Below are 19,793 nucleotides of genomic sequence, written 5' to 3'. Positions count from 1 at the left end.
GGGAACTAATACAAAATGTAAAATTAATTTAGAGAACAGGGAACAAGGACACTGTCCTCTGTTCCCTATTATCTGTACCCTACTACAAATTTACCTTCTTTATTTATTTTCCCCTCAACAAAATAAACCCATTTCATACGAGTGTAGTCAAATACTTGATAAATTGAAGATTCATATTTATCGATCTCATTTTTTTCAATATCAACTATTCCTAAATACATTCTTTCTTTATCTAGATTTTCTTTATTAACAATAAGTGCAATATTTACATAACTATACATTTCAAATGGTATGATATCTTTTCCTTCCTGAAGTATAAATTGTATTTTAAATTCGTCTGTTAAAAGTTTTTCACCTCTTTTGAGTTTTTTAGATATCATGTGTTTTTCTGCTTTAGGCATTCGAGTTACTATAACTTTAACATTAGAATCGTCATCTGGGGTTCTTGGCCATTTATTTATTAAACCTGTTCTTAAACTATAAAATGGTATGTTTAAATATACTTCATTAGATCTTAAAATCAGACTTCCATAGTTATCCATCACTACTTTCAATGGTATAGTTAATTCTATCTGTTTAAAATCTTTATCAGTTAGTCTTACTGTATACTGACTTATTGCATATTTTTCTGGTAATATTACAGAAATATTGCCTGCCGAATTCTTTATCGTACTTTCAGTAGTTACAGATTCGTCCTCGTATTTGCTGTCTCCTTCATCTTCATTTGAATCTAATGTAGTAGCATATGCATATGCATACCCCTTTGACTCTCCGTATTTATTTACAGCCCATAGTTTAAAATAGTATTTAGTATCTTCCTCTAAATCTTTAATATAATACTCAAGCTCAGAAGTTTCTGCTATAAACTTATACTCATCTTCTCCCTTTTTCCTACCAAATATTTTATACCTTTCTGCCCCTTCAGTTTCACTCCATTTTAAAACTATAGAACGTTCATGTCCAGGATATGCAGAAAATCCTGTAGGTTCTGAAGGTATAGGTAAAATATAGTTTAAACCTTGAATTGCTACAAAAGAACCCCCATCAGTATTTTCTATCTTAACATCCTTATACCCTAATTCCCCTTCTGGAGTTACTATTTCTATTGTATTTTCATCTATATACGTTACATCCTTAACTTCTTCTCCATCAATATATACTTTTATACCTTCCATAAACATAGTACCCTTAATTGTAACCTTTTGTCCTCCTGTGAAATGTACTTCATCAGGTATTATATCTGTTATAGTCGGATTCGAATAATAAGTAAACCCATTTTTTAAAACAACCTCCCCTAAAGCTGACTCATTTCTAACAAATACATCTACAGGACCTAAAATGTCACTTGAAGGTGTTATTACAACTAGTTCTTTGTATGAAGACTCTTCTAGTACTACAGTTGCTTCTTTCGCTCCAATCCTTACTGTAATATTCTCTATTCTAAAGTCATTACCCGTAATAGTAATCCTATCGCCACCAGCTGCACTTCCTCTGTTTGGGGTAATTCCGTCTATTACTGGATTGCTTTCTTTTATTCTATATACATAGTATATTGGCAGTCCTTCTTTAAGTGATGAATCAGCAATTCCACCATCTTCATTAATAACTATGATACGCAGTGGCTTATTTATATCTATTTCCCTTCCTTCAGGTGACCTTACCACTATTTTGTCATCTTCATTGCTTCTGCTTATTATTTCTGCCTCTTCACTGCCTATCATTACTCTTACGCCTTTTCTAAAATCACTTCCCTCAATAGTGAACGTTAATCCTCCATCTATTGTAGATTCAACAACATAATAATCTACCTCTTCAGAATCAGCTTTATAAATAGGCCTTTTAGGCTCTATATCAGTTATTACCGGCTGACTGCTAGGATTTTTTATTTCTATTACTCCCTCTCCTGTACCCCCATCTATATTCACAACTTTTACTTTCTTTTCTCCTATTGTATCTTGTGGAGGAGTTACAACAACTAATGTATTCTCATCTATATATTCTACTCTTGGCGACAACCTTCTTGTAACCATCAACTTGTTATCTTTAAGTTCTATCTTTATACCTTCTAATTTTGTTTCATCTAAACCAGTTGGAAGAGTTATTATTCTAGTCTGTCCTTCTTTAAGATTGAAAGATATTTTTTCCTCATTATCTAATCTTACAAATACATTGTTTTCAGCTTCTACATCTCTATTGTCATATTCAACCTGCAGGTTTCCTACTTCTACAATTCCATGTCCTCCTACAATAGGTGTATAATCGTATTCATCTCCAAAGATAACCTCTAAGTCTATATTTTCTCCACCAAAATAATTATCAGGATTTATTTTGTTTCTGTCGATAAAGTTTTTACCTAGAATAGTCAATTCTATCCCGCCTAATTTTGTAACAGTATCAGGTGTTATGCTAGTTATTTCAGGTTTAGATTGTTCATAAGTAAATCCATCTTTAAATACAAAAGTACCTGCATCTGGATTAACTAATATAACATCTACTTTACTAGGTTCTAAATATGGTGGAGTTTTAACTATTAGCACCTTATAGCTAGAGTATTGGACATCTAATGCCTCTATACCATTGAAGTACACTTTAGGCAGAGGCTCTCCTTCATCCCATTTACCGTTACTGTTTAAATCTGAATATCTGAAGTCAGTACCTATAATAGTTATAGTATCGTAACCGGCAGTTGAGCCTACTTGTGGATCTATCTTTTCTATAGTTGGAAAACTTCCTGGCACTTTAAATGTAAATCCATCGCGTACAGTATCAGAGCCTCCATCAAAATTCACAACAGTAACTGGTACAGAAACTCTATCGGTAATCTTTTCATCCACTTCATAATCTGGTGTAGTAACAAATATCTTGGTTCCATCTCCATTTACTATTGGATTGATACCTTTCTTTTCTCCAAAATACACTTCAATTCCTTCCATAAAGTCTGTACCTTCTATAGTAACTATAGTCCCTCCATCTTTCGAACCTTCGCTCGGAGATATCGAAGTAATAGTAGGATTGCTTTGAGGTTTTAAATAGTTAAATCCATCTTTTACAGTAAACTTGGCTGTATCTGGGTTTACTACCGTTACATCTTTTAGACCTAAGGGTAAACCGTCAGGAACAACTACTCTTATGGTCTCTTTGTCTATAACATAAACATCCTCTATTATTGTACCATTTTCATCTGCTATATTAGTTTGAATTTCATAGTCATTAAAGAACACTCTAGTACCATGCTTCTCGTCTTCATCCTGTGAATCTGGATTAGGTAGAACGAAATCATCTCCCTTAATAATTACTTCTGTCAATGGGCCACCATGAGATGGTGCTATCGTTTTTATAACAGGATTAGTATAAACTCTTGTATATGTGTAATATCCTTGAGCAGTACCGCCATCTTGATTTATAACTTGCACAATCTTTTTACCTTCTGTTCCCCTTGGAGTAATTATAGTTACTTCTACAGTATTGTCTGCTCCTGATATACTTCTTTCTATCTTTTCAATCTGTGCTTGTTCACCATCTATAGTTACTATAATAAGTACCTCTTGTGGATCATAGTCAAAATCCTTTCCTGTGATTACTACTCTCTCGCCACCTGATATATTACCTTTATCAGGTTTAATAGATATGATTTCTGGCCTACTTTCAGGCTTTCTATATTCAAAAGCATCGTCCACTCTATTAATTCCACCATCTGGATTTATAACTATAATATCTCTATAACCTCCATTATCTTCATTTACAGAAGGCATTTTAACTACCATTCTATTTCCTAGTTTATCTTTAACTCCATCTAATTCAATAAGTTTATTGTCTTTTTCTGTTGTTACCTCTAAGACTTCTCCTCTATACTTAAGAATCGCATCTGGGTTATTGTAATGAGCATTTTCTATTTCTTGTGTTGTTATGCTTCTAGGAACAACATACACATAAGGTTTTTTAATAGTTGTTTCTCCGTTTTGATCAGTTTCTGCTTCTACTAAAAACATATCTCCATTTATAACAACTAAAGGATTCATTGTGACTGTTTGTCCGTTTTCTGTATAGTTAGTAGAACCATAATTAGGTGATACTTCATTTATTATTGGTGTAGAAATATATTCAAACTGTCTGACTTCTAATTCTTTATCAGTATAACTTCCTTCTTCTATAAACTCAGCTATCGTCTTTGTCCTTCCGCCATCTGCATTTTCTACTAAAACCGTAACAGGTCCTAATTCTTTTATGTCTGGTACAATTACTTCTATTCTATTGATTGTCTTCCCATTTAAAGCTCCTTGTAAAGTATCAACTGAAACTACTTGTCCCTCATTACTCGATACAAGAAGTTCGTTTAAAGGCCTTCCATCTTCTTTAAAGAAATACACCTTTGCATCAGGTCTAAAATCTAAACCATATATATATATTTTACTTCCAGCAGGACCTTTAGCCATTTGTGAATTATCATCTATCAAAGGTAATCCATTTACTTTATACAAATATACATACTTAAGCTCTGGTGCACTCGGAACAGGTTTATATATAAACTGTCTTAAAGCTACTTCTTTTTCTGTAAATTGATCTATAACTGTATCGTTATTATTTGCATCTATAAATTTAGTCGTTATTTCAACAGAGATATCAACAGGAGTGTCTACCCTCGGTTTTAGTGCAACCTGTGGAGATTTAACTCTCAAAACCTGCTGACCTGTATCTTTATTTATTATAGTCGGAACGAGTTGACCATTTTCTTCAATTAACTGTATTTCAGCTAATTCTCCACCGAAGTATACTTTAACAGTTCTAACTCTAATTACATCTACTACTTCGTTAGTTCCCGGTTTAGGATATCCCGTAATTAAATCACTTTTTAATGTCAATATCTTATTATCTTCAGATAATGAAAATTCAACTTCATCAGAAACTATATCGCCATTATCATTTTCCTTAGTCCTTTGAAAGTTAAGCCCTGTTATAGATACCAAATCCCCGCCTGTTTCGTAACCTTCAGTCGGATTTATATCTATAACTACTAATGAATTTTCTACCTCTGTGTATCTATATCCCTTTTCTAAAATAAATTCTCCATTATCAACAGGATTGATTACCTTCACATCAACAGCTCCAATTGTATCAGATGGTGGAGTTATTGCCTTTAAAACTGTTATACCGTCTGTGCTCATTTCTGTATCAAGTTCAACATTAGTCGCATAATTTTCACCGAACATTATCTTCATATCAGGAGTCAAGTTTGTACCAACTATTCTTACTTCTGTTCCACCTTGCTTTGTACCAGCATTTGGTGTAATCGCAGATACTGTAAAAGGAGTTGGGGATGGTAAAACTTCTAATTCATCTAATAAAGTTACTGCTGTTTTTTGAACCTCATTTACAACTTTTACATTTTGAAATTGATTAGTAGCTACTTGAGGAACTATAATATCTATGCGATCTGAATATACTGATTCTATGACTGTTTCTTTTTCCCCATTTTCATCGCCAATATATACACTTATACTATCTATATCTGTAAGAAAATTTATACCGTATATAGTTAATGTACTACCTATATTAACTTTTAAGTTTGAAAGTTGTGTAATATCATGTTCTGCTAACGTAATAGTCTGTTCACTAGTAGCTGAACCTCCAAATTTATTTTTTATAGTTATATTATAACTATCTCCATATACAAAGTTTTCTGGCAGCTTTGCCTTTATATAGCCTTCACTTTGATAGATAACTTGAGCTGCCATCGTGCTTTCTTTATTTTCTAGTTCAATATAATCTTCAATGTTGTCATTATTGCCAGGTAAATTAAAGTTGAAACCATAGATCTCTAAATATGTTTCTTTACTTCTTTTTACTGAACCATCAGGATCTTTTATTACATTTCCATCAGCATCTCTTTCAATCCTTATCTCTGTATTTGTAATAATCTTTCCTATACTAGGATCTTTTATATATTCGAAAGGTATGGAAGCTGACCCCCAACCAGTTCTACTTATAGATAAATAAGCTCCCCCTATGTATCCATCCGACCCAGGTATTCTTATACTAATTTCAGTATCATTAATCGATAATATGTTATCGCTTATTAAGTCAACACTAGTAGGTTTTCCATCATATATTATCTTTATTGAAATTTCTGCCTTATCATTACCGAACCCTGTACCAGTAATGGTTACAATTTTACCATTTCCAGCAGAAACTTTATCTGGAGTTATAGAATCTATACTTAAAGTATCTGCTGAATAGCCTGCCATATCTAAATATGGGACATATGTAATTGTAAGTATTATAGCTAAAATTATAGAAGAAATCCTTTTTAATCTATTCATACCCATACCTCCGAATCATTAGTATCATCTTTATATTATATCGGCAAAATAGTTTGATTTTTTAAGAAGATAATATTAATTCTTTGATTTTATTAAGCTCAGCACTTCTTTTACTCTATTATACCATTTAATTTTGATTAATTATATCTTCTTTGTTGATTGGTTTTCACACACTCTGCCGTTCTCTTGTTTCTTATGAATATTAGTGAGTTTTTGTCAAAAATTAATGGTACAATCTACTATACATAACCGTTAGAATTTAGATAATTAGTGATATAATTCTAAAATATGATAAATTGTGATAAAAAAACATTATTAACAAATATCAAGATAATATGGTATGGTGTATTTAGTAAATGAACTAAAATAATGACAAAAACATGCACAAATAAATTCATAACATTTGAAGATTGGACAAATAAAAGAATTTAAACAAACAAATTTAACTAGATAGAAGGAGGATACTATGAGAATTTTTAGAAAAAATATCAATACTTTTTTAATAATAGCTATTGTTTTAATAGGTACAGTTTTTTTAATAGCACATTTTAATATAGATAATGATAAACCAAAAGCATATAGTTTAGAACGTACATTTAATACTACAGATGAGTTAGTACAAAAAAGTGATGCTATAGTCATCGGTATAGTGGAAAAAATTTATAAACCTAAAGAAATTCCGCTAGAAACTTCTAATCCTAATATATCTGTTAAAAAAATAGTTGTAAGAATGGATGTAAAAGTAGACAAATCACTTAAAGGTGCTTTATCTAAAGGAAGCAAAATTAGAATAGGTAAAGTTGTAGGTCGTATAATTAATGAAGAAACTTTCATGAAAGATTATATAACAGACATTAGAGAAGGAGAAAGAGTTGTTTTTTTCTTAAATAAAAATACTGGGGATCCATTTTACTATCTTGCAAGTAATATTCAAGGGGAAATAAAAGTTAAAAGTGAAAAATTTTCTAATTTTAGTGATGATTATGAAATGATTATTGATGAGAATACCTTTCCAATGTTTAATGGCAAAATGAAAGTAAAAGAATTAGAAGAAAAGATAGAAAAATTAAAAAATTAAATTTTAAAAAAACGTGGCACAATCAAAATTGCCACGTTTTTATCATTTAAAATCTATCTACTCATAATTTATAAAATTATATATACATTTGAATAATAAATTTCGAGTTTTCACACAAATTGTGTGCCCATTGCCCTATTTATATCTTAGCACAATAACTTTCTTTTCTGCATTAGAAATAACATCTTTATTAATTTCTATTTCTTGAGAATTTACCTTTTCCACATTATCAAAATACTTTGTAAATTTATCTAAACTTCCCAATTCAAATTTTAAATCTTCTGTCTTATAATGCATAGGAATGACTATTTTAGGATTTATAAGGTCTACAACTTCTTTTGCTTCATCTGCATCTATCGTATATACTCCTCCAACTGGAATCATTAATACATCTACTTTGCCAATAGCTTCTATCTGTTTACTGTCTGGTATATGTCCTAAATCTCCTAGATGACATACTCTTAAGTCCCCAATCGTAAATATGTATACAACATTACTTCCTCTTTCGCTCCCCTGTTGTTTGTCATGATAAGTAGCAACCCCTGTAATTGGCACATCTTTTACATAAAAATTCCCTACCTTATTTACTACTTCAAAATCCCCAGTAGGTCCTTTGATGTAGTTATGGTCAAAATGGTCATGGCTCGTAGTTACTATATCAACTTCATCTCTTGGTATTTCATAGCCTACAGTTTCATCGAACGGATCTGTCATTATCCTTATCCCTTTATTTGTAGTGATTTTAAAACATGCATGCCCTAAATATTTGACTTTCATACAACCCCTCCTTATTTCAAAAAATTAGCTTATTTTTATTCTATCTCTTTTAAGTAAAATATTACCACTATTTATATTTTATCATATTGATTTTGCAAATCAATGCTATACTTCTTATAACTTTTTAAGATATTTACTACCATTTAGCACTACTCTTAGATAATATAAACTTTTATTTTTATTTCCATTCAAAAATTCTCTTATTAATTAAAAATTTTTTTGTTTTTATGTTTATGCTTGAATTTTCACAACTTAGATTGTTCTTATATACTGTAAGACGAAACTGTTGGCCAACAGAGAAAAGTCTTATTAAAAAGATTAAAAAATTATATTAAGAGTTCGAAGAATACAATTTATCACTAAATGATACTATGCCTTATGTAGTAAACGACACCTTAAAAGTAAAGGAATTTAGAGGTAGTTCAAAATCTTCTGTTCTTTGGACACATAAGAGATTTATGGAAGCATGGAATACTCTTAGGAGTAAGTAGCGAAAAAGTATATATGTTCCTTATGCTTTTAAAAGAATATGGGAAGGTGGTCACAGTTATCAATCTCAACATTATGCAGGATTAGCTATAGATTGCGGGCAGAACCTTTCACCAAAAGAAAGAGAAGATTTACGTAAACTAGCAAGTTCTTTAGGAGTATTTGAGTATGTGGAACCACAATCTCTTGCTCCAAATTGGGTGCATATTGATAAGAGATTAAGACCTTCTGCTTGTAATATAGGATATATAATGTTATCTAAAGGTTCTAAAAACACATGTGTATTTGTATTACAAGATGCACTTAATACTCTAGGATATACAGATGGAGGTTTAGATGGAAAATTTGGTCCAGGTACAGAAACTGCAGTTAAGAATCTCCAAAAAGATTACAATTTAACTATCGATGGAAAAGTCGGTTGTAATACATGGACAAAACTAACAAAATTAATAAAAGGTAAAGGTAAGACTTCTGCAACTATAAATCCTTAATTAAAATAAAAAGCATTAGGTTCTATCAATAATAACCTAATGCTTTTTATAATTCATAGAAAATCATATGCTTTATTAATTATAAATAATTTTAAATTTAATTTTCGTTAGTTTATTTAATCAAAAATTTTATTCAAATGGATAGTTTAGAGGCTTATTTGTATCTTTCCAACGCCATTCTTTGAAAATCTGATATGAAAGCCCTCCAAATGGTTCTCCATTTCCCATATCATCTATATGCCAATATATAATAAAATATCTATCATTATAATTTCCCAATAAAGTATAAGCAACTTTTAGAACATTACTGTCTTTTGGTAAGTCTCTCATCTCATAGAAAACATTAATCAATGGAGATTTTTTTATAACTTTCTCACTTTGAGGATATCTTTCAACTATTTCTTGTATATAATCTATAGCTTTCTGTTCAGTTGTCCCCTCAGGTAGAAATGTAACCTCTATATATCCAATATTATTCCAATTAATAACCAGTTTGTCTTCGGTTGAAGTTATAGTACAATCTTTTTTGGGAACGTAAGTTGTAAAAGGCAAAGTTGGTATGTTAACTAATTGAAAAACTTCTGTATTTTGCTCTCCTTCTGTAACTCAAGTAATTTCTTTTGTCTCCGGTTCATTAAGTTAAGTTCAATTTCTTATACTGCATAGAAAGCGATTTGAGCCCTTGAATAATTTAGTATTTGTTAATTCTATAACAAAATATATGTTATTTTATACCATTGATCTTAGCAATAAAGATAAGTAATATCCTACATAGCAAACATAGGATAACGACTGCTAAAATTGCTTTTAGAAATATCATAATATTACGTCCAATTATAGAGTTATATAATCCTTGAAGAAAAAATATAACAAAATCATCTAATCTATTTTGCATCACATCATAAACAAGTTTCTTATTAATTTTTATATATTCATGTAATAAAATGTTTCTAAGCCCCATCATACTCCTATAAGTATCTAATTCTTCTCTAGATATATAGCCTTTTTTATGCAATATCTCAAAAGCTTCACCAAATGTTTTAGCATAACCTAATCTTTCATCTGTTACTATATGCATGGCCATATCTATTATCATATTAATAGCAATAAAAAAATTATATTCCACCACATCCTGTGCTATATCATCCTCTAAAAACCCTTCAGTTTTGATATCTCTTTATTTCTTCTAATGAAGTTATTAACTGATTAAGTCTTTCTTTTATTACATCCCTTTTGACCATTATCTTTAACCTCTTTTCTTAAATTCTCTATCATACTATTATAAAATTTTTCTCTAAGTTTTTTAGTATCTTCATATTCAAAAACTGTATGAACTTTGAAATTACTTTCTAATGTCTCATCTCTAGAGAACAACCTTATTCCTTCTATAAACACTTCATGCTTTACTAAAGGTTGTGCTTCATTTAATATTACAAGATCTATTTCTTTTTTAATTTTATCTTCTAATTCTACCTTTAAAGATAAATAATCATCTATACTAATCTCTTTATCTTTTAAATATATTGCAATGTCTATATCGCTATTTTCAGTCATAGTATTTCTAGCATAAGAACCAAATACATATGCAAATACTATATTTCCCTTACTGAATAAAACTTTTTTAATTTCCTCTAATATGTTCATAATAACTCAACCACCCTGTAAATAAGTTGTATCTAATTTTATATTAAAGAAGTTATGTGTACAAGAATTTTTATTAAAAATAACTTATTAGCTCTTCTTAATGGAAATGAACCGAATCGACAGAAGATAAGAAAATTTATCCTATCTTCTGTCAGCATATCTACTTAATAAACATGCTGTTTTATAGATTCATTAGAATGAGAAATTATTCTTCAATATTTAAGTAAGTATAAATGCTTTTTATCCCATTAAATTCGAAATTTTTTATGCAATCTATTAATTTAATTCTAAGCTCCTGATAACAATCTTCATCAAATTTATTATCTATAAAACTACTTTTATATATAATTGGATCAAATAATATCAATAACTGTTCTAAAGCCTCTTCATCTCCTTCTTTAGCTGATTGAAATAGCCTTTTATCTATATTATTGTCCACATCTATACACCTCCTACAAGGTTATAGAAATCATTAGCTTTCTTATATTCCTAATAGTTGCATTTTTAGTTTTGTTAACCGATTATATGCTAATCTTCAAGTTCCTCGTAACTATCTCCTCGTCTAAATCTAATATTATACATTTATATAAAATTTCTTTTTGCTTATCTGTTAATCTATCTATAGCATTCAATATCCTTTTATCATTTACTATACTGTTAAAATCAATTGTTTTACCAGGTTTAGTTATCATCTCTACATAATCTATACTATTATCTTTAATTGTATATATCCGTTCTTCTTGGAATTCTTCATCAGTAACATTTAAAGTCATTTTTTCTTTCTCATTTAATGATTTTCTTTTTGCCTTAATTTTATATGATATATATTTTATCGACTTTTTTATATAGCTAACTAGATAAGTTCTAAATAAATAATCATTAAATTCATCTTCTAACTTTTTATCCCCCCTCACCATACCTCTGAACGTATATATTGTAAAACTCTACAATTATTAAAAAGACTATAATTATTTAAGTTCATCTCAAAAGATTCCCCCCGACATTTATGGTAATATTTGTATAGAAATCAAATTAAAAGAAAAGAGAAACCCTATAAGGTCTTTTTTAGCTTTTTTTAATTGGTATATATATAATCCCCCTCCCCCTACTCCACCTCCTATAATTAAAACATTAAATGTATTTTCATCTATATCAAATACGTCTAAATAACTTATTGGTTCTTCTAAATGGAATATCTCACGATTTTCTTTTGTAGTTAAATCAAACAAATTCAAAGTTTTACCTTTTGCATACATAAAAAAATTATCACCTATAAATTTCCCTATGTTCATATGTACTGTTTCAAGATTAAGAACTTCATAATTATCATTTTGAGTAAAAATATATATAGACTCTAAATCTCCTAATGCTGTTAAATTCTCATTTTTATCGATTAAAAATATTTCAGAAACTGTATCGCCCCCATCTACAGGTAATTTAATTTCTTTTATAATATTTCTGTCTTTGTCAAAAATAGTTATATTATTGTCTTCTACCTTATAACAAATATCATCATAAAATCTTAAACTATCCTCATATATCAGTTTATTATCGACAAGTTCATATACTGTTTTAGCATCTAATTTTACATATAATTTATTATTCCATATTATTAATGGCATTGGAGATTCAGATATTGAATAATCTTCATTCAATAAAATAATATCTTGAATCCTACCCTCTTTTATTTTTAATATGACTGCTCGGTTATTATCATATCCCGATATAAAACAATAGATGTATCCATTATAGTATTCAACTTGAATACATTCGCCACCTTTTAAGTCAATTTTATATTCTTTCTTGTTATTAGAATATATACCTTGTTTAGTTATTTGCAGAGTTGAAAAATCATCAATCATCTTTGAAATATAAATATGCTCATCATCTATGTAAAAAATATTAAAAGTGCTATCCATATTACTTATATATTTATTTAGATTATAATTTATATTTCTTTTAATATTATAGATGTTTAAATCTCCTTTTAAGTCTTTATATGTAACATAATCATTTATAACATTTACAGAGTAGAATATTGATATAGGTTTCCCCCTAATTAATTCTTTAAATCTTAAAGCCTTATCAACTTTCATATCGTTAAACTTATCTTCTATGTTCTTATTTTTAAGGTTTACACTATTAATATCACTTTTGCAGCCTGTTACTATAAGCATAATAGAAGTTATAAACAATATTAAGATTTTTAATTTATTAATTTTAAATCCCCCCAATTGACTATTTTTTAATGTTTATATTTTATTGTATTCATTTTCTCATTGTAGATAATTTTAAGTTTAATGTTAGTTTATTTAATCAAAAATTTTACTCAAATAGATAGTTTAGAGGCTTATTTGTATCTTTCCAACGCCATTCTTTGAAAATCTGATATGAAAGCCCTCCAAATGGTTCTCCATTTCCCATATCGTCTATATGCCAATATATAATAAAATATCTATCATTATAATTTCCCAATAAAGTATAAGCAACTTTTAGAACATTACTGTCTTTTGGTAAGTCTCTCATCTCATAGAAAACATTAATCATTGGAGATTTTTTTATAACTTTCTCACTTTGAGGATATCTTTTTACTATTTCTTGTATATAATCTATAGCTTTCTGTTCAGTTGTCCCCTTAGGTAGAAATGTAACCTCTATATATCCAATATTATTCCAATTAATAACCAGTTTGTCTTCGGTTGAAGTTATAGTACAATCTTTTTTAGGAACGTAAGTTGTAAAAGGCAAAGTTGATATATTAACTAATTGAAAAACTTCTGTATTTTGCTCCCCTTCTGTAACCCAAGTAATTTCTTTTGTCTCTGGACGATTTATAGTATTGTCATTTATTTCTGAAACATTTTCAACATCATTATCAATATTTTTATCAATTAAGTCTCTTTCTTTCAAAATATTTTCTTTATCATTACAGCCTACAACAAGCGTAAAAATAATGAATAAAATTATAATTGTCTTTAATATTTTCATTATATTTCCCCCTCTTATCTATTCCTACTAACCAGCGGTTAGATGTCTTAACATTATTCTCTTGACAACATTATCTTTAAATAAAAAAATAAGTGCTATCGGCCTATCTTTACTTTGTATATAACAATATTCATCGTATTCGTCTATTTTTATTTCACTTTTTCCTCTCCTAAAACCTTTTATACAACTTAGATGTATAGGATATTCATTGTTATTTCCTAAAGGATAAAACTCTCCTATTGAATACGTATTCTTAACTTTTTCTTTAGTATCGTTTATAGTAATTCCCCTTGTTGTAGAAACGTTAGTATTAACAATATCTATTTCTGTAACAATACCATTAGCTAGATTAAAACCATCATCTGAATTCATGACAAACTCTACACCTTCATAAGATAAAATACTAAAATAACCATAGTTAACTATTACGATCTCATCTTGGATACAAGTTGCATTTATAGGCTCTCCCATAATTTCTATTAATTGTTCGTAAGTAGTATCAAATATAGAAACATTATTAATTTTAAATTCATTACTTATATCACTTACTGATTTTTCATTGTCGTATCTATTCGATACTGGCCTTTCAAAAGTTCCATTTTCTTTATGATTACTAATAAATACAACTGTTGTTAATAAAATAAGTGTTACTGCTAAAACTATAATATTTCTTTTCATCATATTCTTCCTTCCTTCAATCAATTTTTGAAATAACTTACTTTTATTCTATTACTTTTAAGTAAAATATTACCATTGCTTATATTTTATCATATTGATTTTGTAAATCAATGTTATATATTTAAATTATTCTATAATAATCCTTACTATTTTCGGAATTTCCACTCTCCTAACCGGTTGAAGTCTATATTTCTCCCTAATGTTCAGTCCTTCCCTATCTATCCCTAGTTGTTACGCATGCCCGGCACAAATACAATAACTCCAACTTAAAGTCTTTAAGTTGGAGTTATTGTATTTAAGATTATTTTTAATATATTTTTAATTTAATTTTACGAGTTTGTCTTTGACTAGACCTAAACCATTCTTCTAAAGTATTAAAATCCCAACTTTCAATATCTGGTATAATCACTTCTAAAACTTCATTATCTATCCATCTATATTCTAATATTGCATATTTAAATGGTTTAATCACTTTATCTATTTTTATTTCTTCTAAAGTTGTAGAATCTACAATTACTAAATTGTTCCTTAATACCACAGTTCCTTCATTTCGACCAAAAAGAAAAGCTATATATTGCTTATTAGGAGATGTTTTAAAATTCTGGTAGAAACTAACTTCTGAAATTAATTTAGAAGTAACTTTATCAGAACAATCTTTTTTTACTAAGAGATTGTTCTGTAATTTTACACCTCCTCCGTAATGAATTAAGTAATATTGAGTACCATTAATTTTTTTTAAATAAGTAAATCTCATTCTATTAATCTCAGTTGCTGGATCGAAACTACCTTCTAAATATTTATCTAATTCATTAACATCCTTTCTGTTAAATAAAAGGGTTTCCCCATTAGATTTGATAATAATATAATCTTTTCCATTATTATTTTGAACATCATCAAATATATTATTTTTCATTAAAAGCAACATTATTATAAAAATAATAATTATTAAACTAACGCTAATAGTTAAAATTATATTTTTTGATATTTTCATTATTTTAATATTCCTCCATTTTATACTTTAAGATAGAATTCTTCCTATTCTTAAAAATCAATATAAATCTTTTAGTCTTTTCATGTCAAATGCATACTTTTTCAATTTCTTAATCAGACAATTTAAATCTTTAGTGGCTGAATAATGATCCTAAACATGTATAATTACCCTAATATTCTTATTAACAATATATCTTCCACCTTTTGAAAATTGGCGATATAGATTGATAATCGCCAATTTTTCAATCAATAGTAAGATATTTTTCTTAAGAATATTCATTTTATATTTATCATAATATTTATATAAATTTAATAATATTCCTTCTTTTTGGGTTATATTTATTCTTAGTTTATTTTGTTTTCATTAACCTCTAACCTGTTAATTTTACCTTTCTGACTCTCTAATTTTAAAAGTAAATACAAACTTTCTTTTAAAAGTAAAAATACAAATATGAAATCAGATGATAAACAAATAGTAGTAACAATAACTAAAGTATATTTATTAAGATGGAGAATGGAAGAATATTTTAAATTTAAAGTTTGTTTATTATCAAATAGCTGATGGAATATATGATATTTTACAAAAAAGTACTACTGGTATTAATAACCTTATTCCAAAGTGTAAATACAAAGAATTACAACAACTAATCCTCTTTGAAACCTTTAATTTACAGAATCTGAACTATTTTGCTATTTAATTTTTGGGAAACTTAAATACATATTTAAATTATTTTATAATAATCCTTATTTTATATTTCATTCGTTAAGTATATTTATACTTAAAATATGGAAAACAAACAATATATAGGATATAATGATTGTATGAATGTAAATAATTTCATATCAAGTTTGGGAGGAAAATTAATGAATACAAAAAAAAAAAAATAATTGTATATTTAGCTATATTCCCTATAGTATTATACTTACTTACAAGTTGTACTAACAATCATTTATCAGATACAAAAAAAACCAAAGGTTCTTTTAATGATGTTATAATATCATGTTATACAAATCTACAATTTGATAAAGTAAATATAGAAAAAAAGATAGGAGACAAAGTGAACATAAAATACAGTAAAGATAATGAAAAAATTGTAAATGATTTCTTAGAATACTTTAAACAACTACAAATAGAAGAAGTGAAGCCAACTGACATTCCAGATACAGTACCTTTGCGAGAAATATACGAAATAAATTTTACAGATAAAGAAACATATTCTAAATTAAAAATCGAAGTTTTGAATAAAAAATATATAATAGTTATAAATTATATTTATAAAAAGATTATAAATAAAGAAAAAAATATTACAAGCTACGAAGAAACAGTAAATTCAGCAATATACAAAATACATAATATGGAATTAGATTTAAATTACATTGAAAATATATTTAACACATTAGAGACAAAAGAAGTAAAAAATCGTATAAATCTATTTCCAAATTGCAAGGAATATGATGGCAATGAAAAGAAAAATATTATCATCCACGATGAAGAAAAGACAGTAAAGTTTGTAAAGATTAGATTTACTAACTTTGGAATGTATATATCAGATTTAATTAAAGTAGTTGAATTTGAAGATGGTACTGAATTTCAATTAAATGATAATACAGAAACTATAAACTTAATACCGTTTGAAATAGAAACTGAAACTAGTAACGATTTTAAGAAAGTTAAATTATTAGCTGAAAAATTTGTTGAAGATTACCCTCCACCTTTACAAGTAAAAAAAGAAAAAGAATTACAACACTATAACGAGTATTTAGGAAGCAAAACTAATGAATATGGTAAAAGAAATGATTATTTCTTGTTTTACGTTGATAACAAAAACAGTGCTATTGTACGGTTGTCATATTTTTTGAAAAATAAAGAAAGAGTATTACCTATTTTCTTAGAAGAAATAAAAAATATTAAATACATAAATAACAATATAAATAATTAAAGAGAAATAGTTTGTAAGTAACCTGCGAAAAAAAGCGTGTTAAAGATATTAATCTTTAACACGCTTTCGCTATTATACTAAACCTCTTCTTACCATTTCAGTTACGATAAATGAAGCTACGTGATAAGCATAAGTACCTGGCCCAAATCCCGCATCATATCCGAGCTCTTTTGCCAACTCATGAGAAATTCTCGGTCCACCACAAATCAATACAACTCTATCCCTTATGCCTTCAGCCTCTAATAATTCAACTAACTGTGTAAGGTTAGGAATATGAACGTTCTTTTGAGTTACTACTTGAGATACTAATATAGCATCTGCATTTAGTTCTATAGCCTTTGCAACTAATTCTTCATTAGGAACTTGACTTCCTAAGTTATATGCTTCTATACCCTCATACCTTTCAAGGCCATAGTTACCGTTATATCCCTTCATATTCATTATTGCATCAATTCCTACAGTATGAGCATCTGTTCCAGTACAAGCTCCCACAACTACCACATTTCTCTTGATATTTTCTTTTATATATGCTTCTACCTCATATTTATCCATTACCTCTACATCAACTTTAGGTACTTCTATCTTTGTATAATCCACAGTATGTTGACATTTACCATAAACAATAAAATAAGTATACCCTACCCCTAAATCGCAAGAATAAACTACATTTGGGTCTTCCAAGCCCATTTTCTTCACTAATCTTCTCGCAGCTTCGTCCGCTTCATCCCCATAAGGCACAGGTAGAGTAAAACTAAGTTGCATCATTCCATCGTTTAATGTATCTCCATACGGCTTTACCCTCGTTAAATCTACTTTTTCCATAGCCATTATCTATCACCTCCAAGCATCAACTCGATGAATGGATTGTAGTAATTTTCTGCTTTAGTAGCAACCCCTTCTAGTCCCTTTCCACCTGTTCTTGATCTTTTTACTCCACCAAATTTACCTTTTTCTATAGTTGAGAATAATCCTTCTCTTCGAATTTCTTTAAGTAATTCTTCTGCCTTTTTCAATACTTCCTGTGCTCTAGTCTGAATTATTCCGCCCTCTTTAAATTCTATCTCATCTCCCAAATTTCTAGCATTATTAAAAATATATCTAGCATTTTCAATAGAAAGCATTCTGTCATGTAAATGTGGTGTATGAATAGCTTCAGTTAACATTCCGAGTAATTGTATTCCCTGATGTGTCATTATTGATACTAAGTTAAACATTGCATCTTGTATATGCCCTTTAAAAATATTACCTGTCATGAATTTTGTAGGTGGCATATATTTAAGTGGTGCCTTAGGGAATATTTCTCTAGCCATTTGAGCCTGCGCTAACTCCCATAAAAATCCATTTTCAATGGCTGGATTCATTTCAAATGCGTGTCCAAGTCCCATTTGTTCCTCTGGTATACCTGCTTTTAGTGCAAACTGCTCATTTATAAATTGAGATGCTAATACGGTATGAGCTTCTTCTACAGCATCAGCTGTAGTTAAGTAGTTATCTTCTCCCGTATTTATTATAATGCCAGCGTATCCATTGATAATTCTTGAGAAATACTGGTCTATCAGAGTTCTCTGCATATTGATATCTCTGAAAAGAATACCATATAATGCATCATTTAACATAACATCTAGTCTTTCAAGTGCTCCCATTGCTGCAATTTCTGGCATACAAAGTCCTGAACAGTAATTACACAACCTGATGTATCTTCCTACTTCTTCTCCTACTTCATCAAGAGCTTTTCTCATAATTCTAAAGTTTTCTTGAGTAGCATAAGTCCCACCAAAACCTTCAGTTGTCGGTCCATATGGAACATAATCAAGTAAACTCTGAGCTGTCGAACGAATTACTGCTATTATATCTGCTCCTTGTTTAGCGGCTGCTTGTGCTTGAATAACATCTTCATATATATTCCCTGTAGCAACTATTACATAGAGATATGGCTTTCTGCCTTCTCCTAACCTTTTTATATATTCTTCTCTTTTCTCTCTATTTTTCTTTATTCTCTCTACTACTTCAACTGCTATCGGATATACAGCTTCCTCAATCTTATCTATACTTGCAATAGGTAATCTAGTTAAGTCTAATTCTCCTCTACTTACCTTTTCAGCTATAGTCTGAGGATCATCTCCTGTTTGGACTATAGCATTACCTATCCAATAAGCCGCTCCTAAAGGAAGACCTCCTCCTTCAACAATGTTATCTACTACAACATTTGGAAGTGGTTTTTCTATTTCATCTACTCCGTCTATACCTAATAATCTGGCAACAGTTCTTTCTATTGAAACTGTAGTATGTCTATCAATAAATTCCTGAACATCTTCGGCTATACCCCTTGCAGCTTCTCTAGCACTATTTATTACATTCGGATCAAGATTTAACTTGCTTTTCATAAACAATACCCCCTTTA

The 19,793-nt window shown here is 28.9% G+C and carries 16 protein-coding genes; 3 read left to right on the top strand and 13 right to left on the bottom strand.

The features are described from left to right. Positions 1-68 precede the first annotated feature (68 nt). Entirely contained in the window at positions 69-6,317 is a 6,249-nt protein-coding gene (locus AB4Y15_RS00810; RefSeq protein WP_427337848.1) for an IPT/TIG domain-containing protein, read from the bottom strand. A 466-nt stretch (positions 6,318-6,783) separates the two neighbouring features. Between AB4Y15_RS00810 and AB4Y15_RS00805 the strand changes: the two genes are divergently transcribed. Then, a complete protein-coding gene (locus AB4Y15_RS00805) occupies positions 6,784-7,395 on the top strand; it encodes a hypothetical protein (RefSeq protein WP_427337846.1) in 612 nt (203 codons plus the stop codon). Between the two features lie 135 nt (positions 7,396-7,530). Here AB4Y15_RS00805 and AB4Y15_RS00800 read toward each other — a convergent pair whose 3' ends face one another. Continuing rightward, the gene (locus AB4Y15_RS00800) at positions 7,531-8,172 is read right to left on the bottom strand and encodes an MBL fold metallo-hydrolase (RefSeq protein ID WP_427337845.1); all 642 of its coding nucleotides are present in this window, start codon (positions 8,170-8,172) and stop codon (positions 7,531-7,533) included. 659 nt (positions 8,173-8,831) lie between these two features. Here AB4Y15_RS00800 and AB4Y15_RS00795 point away from each other — a divergent pair. After that, positions 8,832-9,152, top strand: a complete 321-nt coding sequence (locus tag AB4Y15_RS00795; RefSeq protein WP_427337844.1) for a peptidoglycan-binding domain-containing protein — start codon at positions 8,832-8,834, stop codon at positions 9,150-9,152. Positions 9,153-9,281: 129 nt separating this feature from the next. Here the strand turns inward: AB4Y15_RS00795 and AB4Y15_RS00790 are convergent, their stop codons facing one another. The 9 genes from AB4Y15_RS00790 to AB4Y15_RS00750 form a co-directional block, all read right to left on the bottom strand. After that, positions 9,282-9,704, bottom strand: coding sequence for a hypothetical protein (locus tag AB4Y15_RS00790; protein ID WP_427337843.1), 423 nt, complete (start codon positions 9,702-9,704; stop codon positions 9,282-9,284). A 172-nt stretch (positions 9,705-9,876) separates the two neighbouring features. Then, positions 9,877-10,278 (bottom strand): type VII toxin-antitoxin system HepT family RNase toxin, encoded by a 402-nt coding sequence (hepT, locus tag AB4Y15_RS00785; protein WP_427337842.1) that lies wholly within the window; start codon positions 10,276-10,278, stop codon positions 9,877-9,879. An 80-nt stretch (positions 10,279-10,358) separates the two neighbouring features. Then, positions 10,359-10,796 (bottom strand): type VII toxin-antitoxin system MntA family adenylyltransferase antitoxin, encoded by a 438-nt coding sequence (gene mntA, locus AB4Y15_RS00780; RefSeq protein ID WP_427337841.1) that lies wholly within the window; start codon positions 10,794-10,796, stop codon positions 10,359-10,361. 205 nt (positions 10,797-11,001) lie between these two features. Further along, positions 11,002-11,235: a helix-turn-helix domain-containing protein gene (locus AB4Y15_RS00775; RefSeq protein WP_427337840.1), complete on the bottom strand. Its 234-nt coding sequence runs from the start codon at positions 11,233-11,235 to the stop codon at positions 11,002-11,004. 82 nt (positions 11,236-11,317) lie between these two features. Further along, positions 11,318-11,713, bottom strand: coding sequence for a hypothetical protein (locus AB4Y15_RS00770; RefSeq protein WP_427337839.1), 396 nt, complete (start codon positions 11,711-11,713; stop codon positions 11,318-11,320). Between the two features lie 87 nt (positions 11,714-11,800). After that, the gene (locus AB4Y15_RS00765) at positions 11,801-12,991 is read right to left on the bottom strand and encodes a hypothetical protein (protein ID WP_427337838.1); all 1,191 of its coding nucleotides are present in this window, start codon (positions 12,989-12,991) and stop codon (positions 11,801-11,803) included. A 130-nt stretch (positions 12,992-13,121) separates the two neighbouring features. Then, positions 13,122-13,784 (bottom strand): hypothetical protein, encoded by a 663-nt coding sequence (locus AB4Y15_RS00760; RefSeq protein ID WP_427337837.1) that lies wholly within the window; start codon positions 13,782-13,784, stop codon positions 13,122-13,124. A 27-nt stretch (positions 13,785-13,811) separates the two neighbouring features. Further along, positions 13,812-14,465, bottom strand: a complete 654-nt coding sequence (locus tag AB4Y15_RS00755) for a hypothetical protein (protein ID WP_427337836.1) — start codon at positions 14,463-14,465, stop codon at positions 13,812-13,814. A gap of 304 nt (positions 14,466-14,769) precedes the next feature. Next, positions 14,770-15,453 carry a hypothetical protein gene (locus AB4Y15_RS00750; RefSeq protein ID WP_427337835.1) on the bottom strand — a complete coding sequence of 228 codons (684 nt, stop codon included), beginning with the start codon at positions 15,451-15,453 and terminating at the stop codon, positions 14,770-14,772. Between the two features lie 1,057 nt (positions 15,454-16,510). Here AB4Y15_RS00750 and AB4Y15_RS00745 point away from each other — a divergent pair. Further along, entirely contained in the window at positions 16,511-17,392 is an 882-nt protein-coding gene (locus AB4Y15_RS00745) for a hypothetical protein (RefSeq protein WP_427337834.1), read from the top strand. Positions 17,393-17,464: 72 nt separating this feature from the next. Here AB4Y15_RS00745 and kamE read toward each other — a convergent pair whose 3' ends face one another. Together kamE and kamD are read right to left on the bottom strand one after the other, a co-directional pair. Beyond that, entirely contained in the window at positions 17,465-18,220 is a 756-nt protein-coding gene (gene kamE / locus AB4Y15_RS00740; protein WP_427337833.1) for a lysine 5,6-aminomutase subunit beta, read from the bottom strand. Further along, positions 18,220-19,776, bottom strand: coding sequence for a lysine 5,6-aminomutase subunit alpha (gene kamD / locus AB4Y15_RS00735; RefSeq protein ID WP_427337832.1), 1,557 nt, complete (start codon positions 19,774-19,776; stop codon positions 18,220-18,222). The genes kamE and kamD overlap by 1 nt, the downstream gene beginning before the upstream one ends. Positions 19,777-19,793 lie beyond the last annotated feature (17 nt).

The sequence above is a fragment of the Caloranaerobacter longqiensis genome (assembly GCF_050286925.1).
Lineage (GTDB): Bacteria > Bacillota > Clostridia > Tissierellales > Thermohalobacteraceae > Caloranaerobacter.
The sequence above is the reverse complement of the archived record's forward strand: the minus strand, read 5'-3'. Positions and strand labels throughout refer to the sequence as shown.